Genomic DNA, 17573 nt, shown 5'->3' on the forward strand with positions numbered 1-17573 from the left:
GACGCTTCTCTTGCGCAAAATGGTCATGGTTCTACTCGGCATTGTATGTCTTACGTTATGTTTTTTTACCTTCGTGTCAGCGGGCAAAGCCTTCCGTTCTGATTGGCGACTGCCGCAGACGGAGATCCCAAAGCAGACCGAATATCGTCTGGTGCTCATCACGCAGGAGCTGGAGACGACGTTCTGGGACAAGGTTGGCCACGGCGCGGTCGAGCAGGCGCGGAAGGACGGAGCGAGTCTTGAGGTATGGGGCAGCTACGGGAAAAACAAAGAGGAATTTTTGGAAAAAATAGAAATCGCGATCGACTCCAAAGTGGATGGCATTATCGTGCAGGGGCTTGATGCAGAGGAGTTCAAGAGCCTGACCAAGATTAAGGCGGCCTTCTACGGCATTCCCATTATAACGGTCGCTAACGACGTGCCGATGGCGGAGAGCTTGAGAAGAACCTACGTCGGCTCCGATCAGTACGCGGCGGGGCAGATGATCGCCAAGCAGCTGCTTGCGGATATGGGGCAATCGGGCAACGTCATTTTGCTGGGAGACACGTATCAGGAGTATTATCAGAAGCAACGGCTGGCCGGTATTCAAGACGTCTTGAAGGATTATAAGGATGTTCGGACGGCTTACGCCGAAACAGAGGCGACAAGGGAGCAGGTCATTGCCACGACGAAGGATCTGATGAACCGGGTACCGGACGCCGATGCTTTCATTGCGGTGAACGCCGGCATGGCCAGCGCGATGCTGCATGAGATCGGCAGGCGCTCGCAGATCGGACCGTATCATATTTATTCATTCGATGACGGGCGCGAGTCGGAAGAGCTGTTCGAGCAGGGCAAGCTGGACGGGATGATCGAGCAATCTCCGGAGAAAATGGGCGAGCTGAGCGTGAAGCTGATGATGGAGTGGTTGAGCGGCGAGACGGTTCCTCTTGAAATGGACGGTTATCTCACCGATATTCGGATGGCGAAGGCGATGGAAGCGCGATGAACATCAGCATTCAGAAAAAAATATGGACACTGGCGGCGATCGTGCTGTTTTTTATGGCGACGATATGGATAGCGCTTACTTATTACAACCAGAAGACGCAAGATCGGTACAATGACATTTTGCAGCGCTACCTTCGCATGAATGAGGTGACGACGGCAAGCCAGCAGATCATTACGTCGCTGAACAACTACCTGATGACGCCGAGCGAAGCCAACCTGACCCAGCTGGACGAGAGCCGTGAGAGTATTCTAGGGGCGAAGAACGAGGTGAATATGCTTCGCAATGCGGAGAATGCGTTTGTCTTAACCAGCTACATGAACCTAATCGACAGTCTCGTCGAGACGACCGACCGATCGCTTATTTTCCAATCTGAGAAGGAGACGGAGGCCTCGTCCCAGGCGTTCACGGAAGCGACGCGCATCTCCAAATACATCTCCGAGATGACGCTGACGCTGATCGATACCGAGCTGAGGACTTATGACCGCTTCTACCGCGGCATTATTGAGCAATCCAAGGAGCTGAGGGAGCTGGGCGTCTGGCTTCTCATGCTTATCACGTTCCTCCTGCTCGTCTTCACGTACTGGTTCTCCTTGAGTATTACGCGTCCGGTTCTGAAGCTGACCCAAGCGGCCAAGGAGCTGTCCAGAGGGCGGTTCGACTTAGTAGTGGAAGTGGAGTCCAACGACGAAATATCTTTCCTTGCGAAGATGTTCGACCGGATGAGGATCAACATTAATAACTTGATCTCGGAAATCCAACAGAAGGCGCAGCTCGAGAACGAGCTGCAGCAAAACAAGCTGCTGCTTCAAGAGAGCCAGCTTCGCAGCCTGCAGAGTCAGATTAACCCGCATTTTCTGTTCAACACGCTCGATACGCTGTCGAAGAAAGCTTATTTGGAAGGCTCGGAGGAGACAAGCGATCTGCTTGTCAGCGTGGCGGGCTTGCTGCGCTATAATCTGAAGCGACTGGATCGCTCCGTCACGCTGTACGATGAAGTGAAAGTGATGCGCCAGTATATCGATATTCAGAAAGCGCGGTTCACGGAGCGGCTAAGGCTGCACATAGAGCTCGACGAGTCATGCCTGTACGTGCAAATTCCAGGTCTTACGCTGCAGCCGATCGTCGAGAATGCCGTCATATACGCGGTCGAGCCCGAAGAGGAAGGCGGCAACATTTGGTTCCGCGTCATCGACGGGGAAGAGCGAGTTACGATCGAGATCGAAGACGACGGCCCGGGCATGACCGAGGAAAAAATCCAAAGCATATTAGCGGAGCATGCCGTTGAGGCGGAAGGTCACTCGACGGGTATCGGCATGAGCAACGTCGTCAAACGGCTTCATCTGTTCTACGGCCTTGAGGACGTGATCGATATTAAGAGCGGAAGCGGGCGCGGCACGAAGGTCATTATGAAAATACCGAAAACAAGGGGAATCGAAACCTATGATAAAGCTCCTGATCGTAGATGACGAGCAAATAGAACGCGAAGGTCTGCAGGCGATATTGCGCAAGGGCTACCCGGACCTAGTCATTGCGCAAGCCCAGAACGGGAAGATCGCGGTGCAGATGGCGGGCGAGTTCGAGCCGGACTTGATTCTAATGGATATCAAAATGCCGGGCATGACGGGTCTGGAAGCGGTGGAAGTGATCAAGGAGCAGTATCCTCGGATCAAATATGTCATGGTAACGGCGTATGACGCGTTCGATTACGCTCGGCAGGCGATCAAGCTTGGCGTGAAAGACTACCTGCTCAAGCCAAGCAAGGCGAGCGAAATTATAGCCACGGTCGGGAAGGTGCTCCGGGAGATTGAAGAAGATCGCATGAAGCAGAATTCGCTGCAGAAGGCGCTGCCGCTCATTGAGACGGACGTCGTGACGCAGCTGCTGTTCGACCATGTGCACGATGTGCATGTCGACGAGCTGGTCGGCCTCCTTGATATTCGGACGGCAAATGAAATGTTCGTCATGCTCGTGCTGCTGCCCGCAGGCGCGGAACAATTCTATACAGCGGTGAAGGAGAAGGTTAGGCAGGCAGGAGGCGGTCTGGTCGGAGCACTCTACGGCCGCCAGCTGCCCATTATCGTTGTTAGGGATCCAGAGCGCTCGTACCGAACCCAAGCGATTTCCCTCGCCCGAGATATTCTATCCGTTGCGAAGCAGGACGCCATTTCGGGCTGGTTCGTTGGCATCGGCAACATGTCGGGATCGCTCGAGCACATTCGCCAGTCTTACCAAGAATCGCTAATAGCTTCAATGGATACGTCGCTACCGGTCAAATACAGGTTTTATGAGGACACGCCCGTATTGGGCGCCGTGCTTGACGGCCAGCTGGCCAAGCAGCGGGAGAGGCAGTTCTTCGACCAAATCAGGTTGGGACAATGGGACCAGGTGAGGGCTGGCGTCATGGACTTTATCCAGCAGTATGAGAACGAAGGCGCCGAATTGATGCAGACGCAGCAACGCGTGCTCGAGCTGCTGTGGGTGGCTTCCCGCGTGCTCAGCGAGATGGGCATCGAGGCGGAGACGCCGCTGTTCTCCTTCCAGTCTCAGGACGGCCGCCAGCTGAGGGCCGAAACCGGACGTTTGCTGGATCGCATGAAGCAGTCCTACGCGGAACACTACGAACAGGTGGAGCCGGACACGATCCAGCAGATCAAGTTGTATATCGCGGAGCATTCTCAAGAGGATATTTCGCTAGATGCGATCGGGAAACGCGTGGGACTTAGTCCGTTCTACATTAGCAAAATGTTCAAGGACCAGCTTGGCATCAACTACATAGACTTCCTAACGGAATGCCGCATCGAAAAAGCGAAGAAGCTGATGGCGGACCCGGAGAAGAGCCTCAAGGAAATTACGTTCGAGGTCGGGTATCACGATCCGAACTACTTCAGCAAGGTGTTCAAGAAGATGTGCTCTGTCTCGCCCAAGGAATATCGCAAGACGCTGCTCGGCGGCAGAAAGCTGACCGACGATGAGAGCTGACGGCAGAGAAGGAGCGATTAGCGTGAAGCGTATATGGATGCGAGTCAGGACGGCTCTGCTTGCAATCGTTATCGTCTTAGCCGTTGCCGCTTGCGACAATAACGGCGACGACGGCGCACTTGGCGCGGATGCGGATAGAGGTGGTGGCGCGTCGAATTCGGTTGTTTCGCCCTCGCCGGTATCAACCAAAGATGGAACAGGCGGAAGCTCTGAGACCGTGGAGCAACCGATCAAGATCGGATTCTCCATGGATACGCTGCTGGAGGAACGCTGGCTGAAGGACCGGGATTTGTTCCGGGAGTCTGTGGAAGCTCTCGGAGTTGAGGTCGAGATCAGTGCGTCGAACGGAGACGACGCGCTTCAGATCGTACAAGCGGAGACGATGATCAGCCATGGCATCGATCTTCTCGTCATCGTACCCCATAATGCGGAGGCCACGGCAGCGATTGTGAAGAAAGCCCATTCCTCTGGGGTGAAGGTTATCGCTTACGACAGGCTGGTCAAAAATGCAGAGATCGATCTGTACGTTTCCTTCGACAACGAGCTGGTCGGCGAACTGCAGGCCAATTCGATCACGAAGCTTGTGCCGAAAGGCAAATATGTGTATATCGGAGGAGCGGAGACGGACAACAACGCCCACTTGTTCAAGGAAGGCGTGTTCAACGTGCTGCAGCCGTTCATTGACAGCGGAGATATTACGGTCGTCTACGACCAGTGGACCAAGGATTGGACGCCGGCTAACGCCAAAGCCAATATGGAAGAGGCGCTGAAGGCCAATAACAATCAGATCGATGCGGTTATTGCCGCCAACGACGCGACGGCAGGCGGCGTCATAGCAGCATTGGAAGCACAAGGACTGGCCGGCAAAATTCCGGTCGCCGGACAGGATGCGGATCTCGCTGCCGCGCAGCGTATCGTAACCGGCACTCAGGAGATGACGGTGTATAAGCCGATCCATGCGCTGACGCTTAAGGCGGCCGAGCTTGCCGTCATGATGGCCAAGGGCGAGACTCCGCACGCCGACCGGAAGGTGAATAACGGCAAGATCGAGGTGCCGTCCGTACTGCTGTCGCCGATCGCGGTAGATCGGCTGAACCTGGACGCGACCATTATTGCCGACGGCTTCCACGCCAAGGAGGATGTGTACAGGTTCGCGCAGCCGGAATAACGTTTATTTATTAGAGAAAGAGGATCTCAGCCTTCACCTTGCCGTGAATGGGTTGAGATCCTTTTCTGTATAAATCGGAGACTCGCATACTGAGGTTTATTTTGCCTGTATTTCATACAGTCTAATAGGTCAAAATCGCCCGCTGAACTGACTTTTGAATGGAATTGATACAGCCAGAATCGGCCTTTTCGCCCCCAGTGACCTTTCTCCGTTCATTTGACTGCATAAAATCCAATCAAACATCGAAATCTTCTCGTTCCTAGCCTTTTGACTGTACGAAATCCATCCAAAATGCGAGCACACCTCTATTGAGCCGAATGATTCGACAGGCAGCACAAAAAAATACTAGGTAACACAAATTTATCATCTTAATTGTTAAGCGGGTATCCAAGCAAGTCGAGTAATATTTGGGTAGAACGAACAACAACCCAAATATTAGGCGGGGGATAGACAGATGAGGAAGACGCGAGGGTGGAATTTTAATTTCCGTAAAATCGTTCGGTTTCGCATGAACGGGCGATCGCTGCGGGTCAAGTGGATGGGTCTGATCTCGGCGGCGATACTGTTGTCCTTGATAGGCTCGAGCGCGATGAACTTCGGCACCATGCAGGCTTCGCTTGCAGAGACGTTCGCAAAGGCAAACGCGACACAAGTTGAAAGCGCTACCAGAGAGCTTCGGATGTTCGCCGAGCAATACGAGAAGGCGGTCGAGGGGATGGCGGGAGAAATCGGACGAATGAGCCGCCGCTCCGGGAATTCGAATCAGGATATCGCAAGCATGCTGCAGGATGTGAAGGCTCAGGATCATTCGCTGCTCGGGGCGTACTTCATCCCAGCGTCGACAGGACAACAGTTGACGACTCACGAGAAGGGCCATTCGGGTGATGCGAGAGAGATGCCTCACTATAAGCTTGCTCTTCAAAACAAGGATACATCTTGGACGGACGTCCGGTTGGATGAATTATCGGGCAAGATGACGGTTTCGATCGTGACGCCGGTGTTGACCGGAGAAGATTTGTACGGTGTCGCGGGCTTCGATATCGACTTGAACGGGATTGGATTGCTGCGGGAATCCAACGAGAAATTCGGGGATAACAAGCTGGTCATCTACGATAACCAGGGCTTGATCATTTCCTCGTTCATGCAAGGCTTGGACGGAACGAACATTGATCCGAACGCGAGCGGCAGCATACCCGGCGTGCTGGACGCGCTCTCCGAGCCAGCCGATATGAAGCGGAATTTTGGCTGGGTGGCGGACGTGGCGGCAGGCCAAAGAAGCGGTATCGACATGGAATGGGAGGATGTCCGGTATAAAGGAGAGGTCTCGTTCGTTTATTCGATGAATTGGAGCGTCGTTTCTTTTGTGGACAAACAAGCGTTGACCGACAGTCTTTTCGAGTTCGTGGCCACGAGCCTGATCTCCCTCGCAATCGGTCTTATCATCGGGGCGCTGGCTGCTTATACAATCGCGACGGGACTGCTGAAGACAATCAATTCGCTTCGAATGACTATTGCTAAAACCGCGGAAGGCGACTTGATGTCGGAGTTCAGCTATGCGAAACAAGATGAGATTGGCGAGCTGGCGACCAGCTACAATACGATGCTTGGCAGCATGCGCGCATTGATAAGGAAAGTCGACCTCAGCGTGCAGGCGGTGGAAGAGACGGCTGGCTTCGTTACGACCATTGCAAGCGAGAATGCGACCTCGGGCGTCGAGATTGCCCGTTCGGCGGACGAAATCGCGCGCGGCGCTTCCCACACCTCGACCGAAATCGAGAAAAGCTCCGAGGCTGTTCAAGTGCTAAGCCGGGAAATCGAGACGCTCATCGGTCAGTCCGGCGACATCAAGCTTGTGCTTGCTGAATCCAGCCGTGATCTCAAGAGCGGCAACAGCCAAGTAGAGCAGCTCGAGCTGTCGTATACCCGCTTGGAGCAGGCTTTCGGAAAGGTATCGGATATCGTGAATCACTTAAGCCGCCAGTCGCAATCGATTGCTTCCGTGGCGAAAGCGATCTTCGCCATTACGGATCAGACCAATATTTTGTCTATCAACGCTTCGATCGAGGCCGCTAGGGCCGGCGAGCACGGCAGAGGCTTCGCTGTCGTGGCGGGCGAGGTGCGCAGCTTGGCGGTTCAGGCGAAGCAATCGGCGAAGAGCATTCATGCGACCATCTCCGAGATGCTGTCGCAAACGGAAAATCTCGTCTCCGTCGTCGGCGATACGAACGCGATGAACGAAACGCAGCGGATAGCCGTGTCCGAGGTGAGCCGAGCCATGAGCGGCATGAACGATTCGCTCGGCCGAATGCAGTCTCGCCTGCAAGGAGAACGGGGTACAATCGCAAGCATCGAAGCACAAAAGGAAACAGTAGTCGCGTCGATACAGACGATACTTGCCGTATCCGAGCAGACGACGGCTTCCACGCAGCAGATCGCATCAACCATGGACATGCAGACGGAATCCATCGGGGAAGTGTCCGAGCATGCCAGCAGGCTCGTGGAGCTGGTAGCCGAGCTGAAGCTCACGGTTTCCAAGTTCAGGACCTAAGAACGGACAAGACTCACCTTAAAAAAGTATAGGATTTTATAAAAGAGTGCTATTGTATAGCGCTTTCATGAATCGAGTTAGGTGATATATTTGACCTGTAAACAGCAGAAACACATTTGAGAGGGGTAAAAAAATGAATAAAAAGTTTAAAGCGATTTCTCTCCTGCTAGTTGTGATGGTGTTCGCTACAATCATGGCGGCATGCGGCAAAGACGGAAGCGGTGGCGGAAGCGACGTAAGCGTCGGTATCGTATTGCCGACCAAAGATGAGCCAAGATGGGTACAAGACGAGCAACGTTTTAAGGATGCGCTATCCGGCACGAAATATACGACGGAAATTTTGTTCAGCCAAGGTTCCTCCGCTAAGGAGAAAGAAAACGTGGAAACGTTGATTAACAAAGGCATTGACGTCCTCATTATTTGTCCTCAAGACGGCGCAGCCGCTGGCGCAGCCGTAGAAGCAGCGAAAAAAGAAGGCATCAAAGTTATCGCATACGATCGTCTGATCACGGATACGGATGCGGTTGACTACTACGTCACGTTCGACAGCGAAGCGGTAGGCGCGGCGCAAGCGAAATACCTAGTAGACAATGCAAAAGGCGCAGGCCAACCGCTGTACCTGTATGCAGGCGCAGCTACCGACAATAATGCATTCCTATTCTTCGCCGGCGCATGGAAAGTACTGCAACCAAAAATCGCTGACGGCACATTCGTTATCGCCAACTCCAGCGAAGCGGTTGCTTTGAAAGACAAAGCTGAACTGTCCCGCGATGAGCTAAGCAAAATCATCGGTCAAGTTACAACGAACTGGGATCCGAACGAAGCTAAAAACAAAGCGCAAACTCACCTGACATCCGCTGCCGCTAACGCAAAAGGCGATGTTCTGATTCTTGCTCCAAACGACGGCACGGCTCGCGCCATCGCGGACGTATTCGGTTCCGACAGCGCGGTATCGAGCTTCGTCGTAACCGGCCAAGACGCGGAGAAAGCATCCGTTCAATACATCATTGACAGCAAACAGTCCATGACGGTATTCAAAGACGTTCGTACGCTGGTTAAAGACGCAATGGGCATGGCGGTAACGCTGCTCGACGGCGGAACGCCTGAAACGACAGGTTCGTACAACAACGGCAAAATTGACGTCGCAGCTAAACAAACAGACGTTATCGTTGTTAACAAAGCGAACGTAAAAGCAAAGCTTGTTGATTCGGCTTACTACAAAGCGGAAGACTTCACAGGTCTGGAATAAGACAAAAGCATAGCCCAGGCGGGATAGTGGTAGTCCATGGCTATCACTATTCCGCAATATTAACGGCTGCTAGGTTAAGGGGGCATAACAATGAGCGAATATATATTGGAGATGAAGAACATCTCCAAGGAATTTACGGGAGTCAAAGCGCTCACTGATGTCAGCTTCAAGGTGGAAGAAGGCGAAATCCACTGCTTGATCGGTGAGAACGGCGCCGGAAAGTCCACGTTGATGAAGGTGTTAAGCGGTGTATATCCTCACGGCACGTATTCAGGCGATATCGTGTACGAGGGCAACGTACAACAGTTTGGCCGGATCAGCGACAGCGTGAAGGCGGGCATCGCCATTATTTATCAAGAGCTGGCGTTATTCCCGGATTTGACCGTATACGAAAATATTAGTGCGGGCAACGAAGTGAAACGCGGCGGAGTCATCGATTGGAACCAAACGATCGTTCATTCGAAGCAAATGCTCCAGAAGGTTGGATTGGACGTCAATCCGGAGGTGCTGATCAAGGACCTCGGCGTCGGCAAACAGCAATTGATTGAAATCGCCAAAGCGTTAAGCAAACACGTCAAGCTGCTTATTCTAGATGAGCCGACCGCGGCGCTGAACGAAAACGACAGCGAGAACCTGCTTGTGCTGCTGCGAGAGCTGAAGAAACAAGGCATCACCTGCATCATGATTTCTCACAAGCTGAAAGAAGTCATCTCCATAGCGGACCGGGCAACCATCCTTCGCGATGGACGCACCATCTGCACGCTCGATGCATCGAAGGGCGAAATAACCGAAAGCGCGATTATCAAAAACATGGTCGGTCGCGAGATCGACGACATTTATCCGAAGAGAACGAACAAGAAATTCGGCGATAAAATTTTGGAGCTTAATAATTGGTCCGCTTACGATCCAAAGTTAGGACGAAACGTTGTTAAAAAGGTTGATCTTCATGTTAAACAAGGCGAAATCGTCGGCATAGCCGGCTTAATGGGCTCGGGGCGTACGGAGCTCGCTCTTAGCATCTTCGGCAATCCCAAGTCCTATAAACTGCAGGGCGACTTATTCGTGGATGGCATGCCCTCGAAATTCCAGCATACAAGCGATGCGATCAAAGCGGGTATCGCATACGTAACCGAGGACCGGAAGGGCGATGGGTTGTTCTTGGCCCAAGACATCAAAAGCAATGTCGTTGCGGCTAACCTAAGCGGAATTGCCAAGAACGGCGTCATTAACGAGAACGAAGAAGTGAAAATTTCGAACGAGTATAAGAGCTCCATGCACGTCAAAGCTCCATCCGTGGAGCAAATCGTCGGCAAGTTGAGCGGCGGCAACCAGCAGAAGGTGTCTCTCGGCAAATGGCTGTTCGTCGGACCGAAGCTGCTGATCCTGGATGAGCCGACGCGCGGCATCGATGTAGGCGCCAAGTTCGAAATCTATACGATTATGAACAAGCTGATCAGCGAAGGAATGAGCATTATCATGATCTCGTCCGAGCTCGGAGAAGTGCTTGGCATGAGCGACCGTATATACGTCATGGCTGAAGGAAAGATGAAGGGCGAGTTGCCGATCGCAGAGGCTACCCAAGAAAACATTATGCAGCTTGCAACGCAATAGGAGGAAGACCAATGAACCTTTTTAACGAAGCGAAGTCGCTTGTCAAAGTGAATATCCGTGACTACGGCATGTACATTGCGCTGTTTGTCATTATGCTTACCTTTACGATTATGACGGACGGATTGTTTATGTCATCGCGTAATATTAGTAACCTGCTCGACGCTACGGGCTACATCGCCGTGCTCGCTGTCGGCATGACGCTTGTCATCGTTATTCGCGAGATCGACTTGTCCGTCGGCTTTGCAGCCGGATTCATGGGTGCGATCGCAGCGATCCTAATGACGCAAATGGGAGTACCGGTGTACTTGACCATTCCGATCATTTTGGTTCTTGGCGTTGTAGCCGGGTTATTCAACGGCGTGCTTGTAGCTAAGATCGGTATCCCATCGTTCGTCGCTTCCTTGGCTTTTATGCTTATTTTCCGAGGCGCGTTGCTGCAAGTCACCGAAAAGACGGGAACGATCAACGTAGATAACGATTTCTTTAATGCGCTCGGCAATGGCTTCATTCCATCGCTTGCTCAAGTAGGCGGCCTGCATGTGCTATCACTGCTCCTGGGCTTGCTATGCATCGTATTCTACATCTATAGCGAAATCACCCAGCGCAGGAACAAGATGAAGTACCAATTCGAAGTTATGTCTGTAGGCTTGTTCACAGTCAAGTTGATCTTCATCTCTTTCATTATTGGTTATATTACTTGGATTCTTGCAGGTTACAATGGATTCTCCTGGACGGTTATCATTATGCTCGGCGTAGTTGCTATTTATCACTTCCTGACGACGAAGACGGTGCTCGGCAGACATATCTACGCCGTAGGCAGCAATCCGGAAGCGGCTCACCTTACAGGTATTAACGTTAAAAAAATTACCTACATCGTATTTGGATCCATGGGCATGTTGTCTGCTCTATCTGGAATTCTGTTCACCGCGCGCATGCAATCGGCTTCGACAACGGCGGGTACGCTGTTCGAGCTTGACGCCATTGCTGCGGCTTATGTCGGCGGCGTATCCTCGGCGGGCGGTGTCGGCAAAGTAACAGGAGCGATTATTGGCGCAATTGTTATGGCGTCTCTCTCGAGCGGCATGAACCTGCTCGGCGTTGGCGTCTCCTATCAGTACATGATTCGTGGCGGCGTGCTTGCCGCAGCCGTTATCTTCGACGTTATGACGCGCAAGAAAAGAGGCTAGGTTAGACAACAAGAAGGCGGACCTCAAGCGAGAGCAATCGTTTTGGGTCTGTTTTTTGCATTGAATATTCCTTGACAGGAATATTCAAATTGAAGTATATTAATGGTGCAGGATATGTTAACGACTGAACAACAAAGGAACGTAAGGTGAATGGATACAACAACATTTAGCGCTCTTTCTGAGCCGAACCGCTTGCGAATTGTAGAACTGCTCCAGGCCGGACCTCTGACGGTAGGGGAAATTGCTGAACGCTTAAGCCTTCGGCAGCCCCAGGCGTCCAAACATTTGCGCGTCTTGCTGGAGGCTGGATTGGTTGAAGTGCAGGCGGATGCGAATCGGCGTCATTACAAGCTGCGGGAGCAGCCTTTTCGAGAAATGGATAAGTGGCTGGACGACTACCGCAGATTGTGGGAAGAACGCTTTGACAACTTAGAACTTTATTTGCAGAAGCTGCAAGCGAAGAACGAGAACGACACGACAAATTAACTTTGGGAGGAATTGTAAAATGACGAATGAAATGCTGACAAAGGTAGAAGGTCAAGAGTTTGTGATGGAGCGTGTCTTCAACGCGCCAAAGGGTCTTGTGTTCAGCGCATTCACCGAGTCTGAGCACTTGAAGCATTGGTGGGGTCCTCGCGGATGGACGCTGACGGTTTGCAATGTTGATTTTCGTCCGGGCGGTGTATGGCATTACTGCATGAAGTGTATCGATGAGGCGCAAGGTGACTTCTTCGGCTTCGAATCATGGGGCAAAGCTGTCTATGAGGAGATCGTGGATCAAGAGAAGATTGTATATGTAGATTACTTCTCGGATGCCGAGGGCAACGAGGCAGAGGGTATGCCGCCATCGCATGTGACGTTGGTGTTCGAAGAGTTGGAAGGCAAGACGAAGGTTATCAGCCGTTCGCGTTTCGATTCGGAAGAAGCAGTTAAAACCGTTATCGAGATGGGTATGGAGCAAGGTATCAGAGAAACATKGGATCGTCTGGAAGAGCATCTGCAAGCTTCGAAAAAATAGGGAAGGAAGAAGAGCTGCGCCGCGCGAGAAACGGCTGGCTCTTCTTTTTTTAATGCTTGTTAAGGCTGTTATTTTGCTATAATGAAGAAGTTTCATAGCGTATTCGTGTATTACACAGCGTGAAAAGAGGAGGTTGACTTATTTTGCTAAACAGATTCCAAAAATTATTATCCAGCGTGCTTGTGTTAGTTGTATTTATTAGTATATTTCCGCAAATGATGTTCGCGGCGGGGAGTTCGGAGAACAAGTTTCTTAGCTTCTCGGTGGAAGGCAATCCGGGAGTGATCGATAACGATAGCCATACGATCAGCGTTATCGTTCCTTTCCGCTCGGCCACGTACAACATGCTTGAGCATTTCGAAGTTTCGCCGGGCGCCTCCGTTATAAGTCATACGAGCGGGGAGACAAGATCGGACTATTCGTCGTCTCCGGTAGTATTGACGGTAGTTGCCGAGGACGGCAGCCAGCAGCCGTATGCCGTTACGGTAACGGAAGGACCGAGCAACTTAAAGGCGATAACTTCCTTTAGCCTATCCAACCCGGCCATAACCGGCTTTATTGACGAAGAAGCCTTCTTGATCTACCTGACTGTTCCGGAAGGAACGGATGTAACGCAATTGACGCCTTCCTTCGCAACCGAAGGGGTGCGAGTAGAAGTGAGTGGCGACATTCAAACAAGCGATGTGACGGCGCAGGATTTTACTTTGCCCGTTACCTACACCGTTGTGGCCGCCGATGGCAGCACGAGGAACTACACGGTGACCGTGAATACGCAGCAGGAGCTGAGCACGGCAAAAGACATAACTTACTTTGCTTTCCCGGCAACGAGTTCTATTGGTTATATCGATAGCGAAGTCTATACTGTCCAGATTAAAGTGCCATTCGGAACGGATCTTCACAGTCTGGTGCCTGCGTTTACGACGACGGGCAGCATCGTGAGAGTGGATGACTTACAGCAGATTAGCGGGGAAGTAGCCTACGATTATATTGATTTCTCGAGCCCCGTTGTTTACCGGGTGTATGATGAAGCAGGTGATTACAGAGACTATACTATTAATGTTCAAACAGCTAATGCTGAAGAAAGTTCGAGCAAAGAGCTGCTGACCTTTGCCGTGAACGGCGTTGTCGGCACGGTGAACGAGTCTGCTCATACGGTATCCGTCGTATTGCCATACGGCAGCGCATTGGCGAATCAAGTCGCAACGTTCACGTCGTCGGCCGAATCGACGGTATGGATCGGGAACCGCATACAGACCTCCGATGCGAGCCTTAACGATTTCACTGGGCCTCTTACGTATACGGTATATGCTGAAAATGGAACAACGCAGGCTTATACGGTCACCGTAACGGTTGCGCCGCGCAGGCCTACGCAGCCGCCGGTAGAGCCTGATCCGGAGCCTGAGGTCGAGCCTGAACCGCCGGTAACGCCGGCTGCGCCTTACAACTCGGTTGTAGACGCGGAGAAGCTGAAAGCCTATGTGAAAGCAAGGATTGAAATGAATCAGAACAATCCGGCTAGCGGAGCGTTCTCGGATGCCGGTGGACATTGGGCCGCATCGGATATAGCGTTATTCGCAAAGTTAGGCGTTATAAGCGGCTATGATGACGGAACGTTCCGTCCGAACGGCAGCATTACGCGTGCGGAATTCGCCGCGATTGCAGCCAGGCTGTTCCAACTGAACGCTGTTGCCGGCGGAAGCGCTCCAGCCTTGAATGACGTGCAGGCTCATTGGGCCAAAGACGCCATTGTCGCGTTAGCCTCCAAAGGGATTCTGACCGGCTATACAGATGGCTCGTTCAAGCCGAATCAATTCATTACCCGAGCCGAGATGGTTTCCATCATCGTGCGCATCGTTAACCTTGATGCTATCGAAAAGCAACAGGACGTTGCCTTTAACGACATTGCAGGCTCGTGGAATGAGAATGCGATTAAAGCTGCAGCAGCCGCGGGCTTGTTCGAAGGACGAGACGCTAATACCTTCGCCCCTGGAGCTTTCTCTACGCGTGCGGAAGCGTTGACGATCATTTTGCGAGTATTGAATTTGGATGCGGATATGACGAGTCTGCTTGATGAATTGAGAAACTAAGCAATCATAATGAAATAAGGCTCGCACCGGCATGTTTACTCTCAAGCCGAGGCGAGCCTTATTTGTTGATGCATAGGACATTAGAAATCGAAGTTGTCCGGGTCCGGGCCGACGCGGCGATTCTCGTTCAAGGCTTCGATTTGTTCCATATCGCCGCTCGTAAGCTCGAAGTCGAACACATTCGCATTCTCGATTATGCGCTGTTCCTTCGTCGATTTCGGTATCGTGATGATGCCGCGCTGCAGATCCCAGCGGAGAATGACTTGGGCGACGGACTTGCCATGCTTAGCGGCGACCTCTTGCAGAACGGGATGCTCGAACAGCTGACCTTGCATGAGCGGTGACCAGGCCTCTAGCTGAATGCTCTGCTCCTTGGCGAAGCTGTGAAGTTCCTGTTGGGTCAGTAATGGGTGCAGCTCGACTTGATTAATCATCGGTTTGATCTCGGCTGTTTCCATTAAGTCCTTCAGATGATGAATCTGGAAGTTGCTGACGCCGATTGCTTTTACTCTTCCTTGCTTGTAAAGCGTCTCAAGCGCTCGCCAAGCTTCTTTGTATTTGCCCGCGACAGGCCAGTGGATGAGGTAGAGGTCCAGATAGTCGAGGCCGAGCTTGGTGAGGCTCGTCTCGAACGCGGCGAGTGTCTGCTCATAGCCCAGATCGGCATTCCATACTTTGGATGTTACGAAGAGTTGGTCACGAGATAAGCCGCTTTCGCTTAACGCTTCGCGTATGCCTTGTCCGACTCCGCTTTCGTTCTCGTAGATGGCAGCCGTATCGATGCTGCGGTAGCCATGATTGACCGCTGCTTTGATAGCTTCGATGAGCTCGGAGCCTTCCTCTACCTTGAATACGCCAAGGCCGAACCAAGGCATGCGAACACCGTTGCTTAATGTTGTCGTGGATTGCAGATTTGTGATTGGGTTAGTTGTTGTAGTCATAATAATACATCCTCTCAAATTTTATGATTTATGCGGAAGCGCGCAGCTTCTCTCCTTGCTTCGTGTCGTTTGCCTCGAGCTTGCGAACCCAGCCGGTTAGGACGACTGCGCCGGCGACCATAACGGACCCGATCCATGCGGTATGGATGATGCCGATGCCCCCGGCAATGACGCCGCCGAGATAGGAGCCGATCGCAATGCCTGCATTGAATGCGGCAATATTGAAGGCAGAGGCGACATCGACCGACTTCGGCGTATAGCGCTCAGCCAGCATCACAACATAGAGCTGTAGCCCCGGCACGTTCATGAACGCCAGCAAGCCCATGGCGATAATCGTCAGGAGGCCGGCAATCTTGAATGGCGCGGTGAAGGTTAGGATAAGCAATATAACGGCTTGCATAGCGAACATATAGAACAGAGCTTTTACAGGATTACGGTTGGCGGCCTTTCCTCCAATAACGTTACCTATGGCAATCGCGATGCCGTATACGAGCAGAAGAAAGACTATCGTTTTCTCGCTGAATCCGGTTATGTCGTGCAGCAAAGGGGATAAATAAGTGAAGACGACAAACGTTCCGCCGTAGCCAAGCGCCGTAATGGCGAAGGCCAGCAGCAGTCTTCCGTTCGTGATTACTTTAATCTGATCGCGCATCGTAGTGGATGCTCCTTTGCGCAAGCCCGAAGGGACGAGAATCAGATTAGCAATGAACGACAGGATGCCAATGGCGACAATCGCGACGAATGCCATGCGCCAGCCAAGCTGCTGGCCAATCCAAGTGCCGAGCGGCACGCCGGTAACGGTAGCAACCGTAAGCCCGGAGAACATAAGGGCAATGGCACTCGCTCTGCGGTTCTCCGGCACGAGATCAGCCGCGATCGTCGAGCCGATCGACATGAATATGCCGTGGGCGAGAGCGGATACGAGCCGTCCGATCAGCAGGACGGCAATGCCGCTCGCCAGCGAGGCCAGCGTATTGCCGATGATGAAGACGATCATAATCGCCAGCAGCAGCGTCTTGCGAGATACTTTGGAGGTGAGCGACGTAAGAATCGGAGCGCCAAACGTAACGCCTAGCGCGTATAGCGATACGGTTAATCCCGCAGTTGTTATCGATATGTGCAAGTCGTCGGCGATGAGAGGCAGCAGCCCCACGCTGATGAACTCTGTCGTTCCGATGGCGAAGGCGCTTATCGCTAACGCAAGCAGCGCAAAGGTACTTCTTCGTTGATTTGTTGTCATACGTTTTTTCCTCCACAGTAGTAATGACCGGCCGGTAAATGCTATTATGGATGAATCGCGCGGCGATGGATAGTACGTACTTTCAAGTGCTATAGATACCGTGAAGTGCTATAGGTACTGAAAAGTACCTATGGAAATAGAGGCAAGGAGGAATACGATATGGCTCCAAAAAGGTACAATATATCGGTAGAAGCAACGCTTGAGGTGATTGGCGGGAAATGGAAATGCGTCATTCTATGCCATCTGACCCATGGGACGAAGCGTACGAGCGATCTTAAACGATTAATGCCGGCCATTACGCAGAAAATGCTGACCCAGCAATTGCGGGAGCTGGAGCAGGACGGCATCGTCAACCGGATCAGCTATAATCAGGTTCCGCCCAAGGTGGAATATGAGCTTAGCGAATACGGCTGGAGCTTGAAGCCGATTCTGGATTCGCTATGCAATTGGGGCGAGCTGCATATTATTAAGGAGTACGGCGATATTAACGAGATGCTGGAGGACAGCATATTGAATTATAAGGATAAGGAAGAGCAGACGGTTATTCGTTAACTGCG

The 17573-nt window shown here is 52.1% G+C and carries 14 protein-coding genes; 12 read left to right on the forward strand and 2 right to left on the reverse strand.

Annotation, left to right across the window (positions count from 1 at the left end):
* Positions 1-10: 10 nt before the first annotated feature.
* The 11 genes from AC1DF0_RS05000 to AC1DF0_RS05050 all read left to right on the forward strand — a co-directional run bounded on the left by AC1DF0_RS05000 (position 11) and on the right by AC1DF0_RS05050 (position 14835).
* The gene (locus AC1DF0_RS05000; RefSeq protein WP_475822836.1) at positions 11-988 is read left to right on the forward strand and encodes a substrate-binding domain-containing protein; all 978 of its coding nucleotides are present in this window, start codon (positions 11-13) and stop codon (positions 986-988) included.
* Entirely contained in the window at positions 985-2454 is a 1470-nt protein-coding gene (locus AC1DF0_RS05005; RefSeq protein ID WP_442048661.1) for a sensor histidine kinase, read from the forward strand. The genes AC1DF0_RS05000 and AC1DF0_RS05005 overlap by 4 nt, the downstream gene beginning before the upstream one ends.
* A complete protein-coding gene (locus tag AC1DF0_RS05010) occupies positions 2429-3967 on the forward strand; it encodes a response regulator (protein ID WP_442048662.1) in 1539 nt (512 codons plus the stop codon). Before AC1DF0_RS05005 ends, AC1DF0_RS05010 begins: the two co-directional genes overlap by 26 nt.
* Positions 3968-3989: 22 nt before the next feature.
* On the forward strand, positions 3990-5135 hold the full coding sequence (xylF, locus tag AC1DF0_RS05015; RefSeq protein WP_442048663.1) for a D-xylose ABC transporter substrate-binding protein: 1146 nt from the start codon (positions 3990-3992) through the stop codon (positions 5133-5135).
* A gap of 454 nt (positions 5136-5589) precedes the next feature.
* Positions 5590-7683, forward strand: coding sequence for a methyl-accepting chemotaxis protein (locus tag AC1DF0_RS05020; protein WP_442051959.1), 2094 nt, complete (start codon positions 5590-5592; stop codon positions 7681-7683).
* A 133-nt stretch (positions 7684-7816) separates the two neighbouring features.
* Positions 7817-8932 (forward strand): sugar ABC transporter substrate-binding protein, encoded by a 1116-nt coding sequence (locus AC1DF0_RS05025; protein WP_477573248.1) that lies wholly within the window; start codon positions 7817-7819, stop codon positions 8930-8932.
* A gap of 90 nt (positions 8933-9022) precedes the next feature.
* Positions 9023-10543 (forward strand): ATP-binding cassette domain-containing protein, encoded by a 1521-nt coding sequence (locus AC1DF0_RS05030; RefSeq protein ID WP_442051961.1) that lies wholly within the window; start codon positions 9023-9025, stop codon positions 10541-10543.
* A gap of 11 nt (positions 10544-10554) precedes the next feature.
* Positions 10555-11730, forward strand: coding sequence for an ABC transporter permease subunit (locus AC1DF0_RS05035; RefSeq protein ID WP_475822829.1), 1176 nt, complete (start codon positions 10555-10557; stop codon positions 11728-11730).
* A gap of 150 nt (positions 11731-11880) precedes the next feature.
* Positions 11881-12216 (forward strand): ArsR/SmtB family transcription factor, encoded by a 336-nt coding sequence (locus AC1DF0_RS05040; protein ID WP_477573249.1) that lies wholly within the window; start codon positions 11881-11883, stop codon positions 12214-12216.
* A 19-nt stretch (positions 12217-12235) separates the two neighbouring features.
* Positions 12236-12748, forward strand: a complete 513-nt coding sequence (locus tag AC1DF0_RS05045; protein WP_477573250.1) for an SRPBCC domain-containing protein — start codon at positions 12236-12238, stop codon at positions 12746-12748.
* A 143-nt stretch (positions 12749-12891) separates the two neighbouring features.
* Positions 12892-14835: an S-layer homology domain-containing protein gene (locus AC1DF0_RS05050; protein ID WP_477573251.1), complete on the forward strand. Its 1944-nt coding sequence runs from the start codon at positions 12892-12894 to the stop codon at positions 14833-14835.
* Positions 14836-14915: 80 nt separating this feature from the next.
* On the opposite strand, the gene AC1DF0_RS05055 is transcribed toward AC1DF0_RS05050, so the two are convergent.
* Both AC1DF0_RS05055 and AC1DF0_RS05060 read right to left on the reverse strand, forming a co-directional pair.
* Positions 14916-15776 (reverse strand): aldo/keto reductase, encoded by an 861-nt coding sequence (locus AC1DF0_RS05055; protein ID WP_477573252.1) that lies wholly within the window; start codon positions 15774-15776, stop codon positions 14916-14918.
* Positions 15777-15804: 28 nt separating this feature from the next.
* A complete protein-coding gene (locus AC1DF0_RS05060; protein WP_477573253.1) occupies positions 15805-17016 on the reverse strand; it encodes an MFS transporter in 1212 nt (403 codons plus the stop codon).
* A 159-nt stretch (positions 17017-17175) separates the two neighbouring features.
* Between AC1DF0_RS05060 and AC1DF0_RS05065 the strand changes: the two genes are divergently transcribed.
* Positions 17176-17568, forward strand: a complete 393-nt coding sequence (locus AC1DF0_RS05065; protein ID WP_337100692.1) for a winged helix-turn-helix transcriptional regulator — start codon at positions 17176-17178, stop codon at positions 17566-17568.
* Positions 17569-17573 lie beyond the last annotated feature (5 nt).

This window comes from Paenibacillus sp. 05T425 (assembly GCF_056396205.1).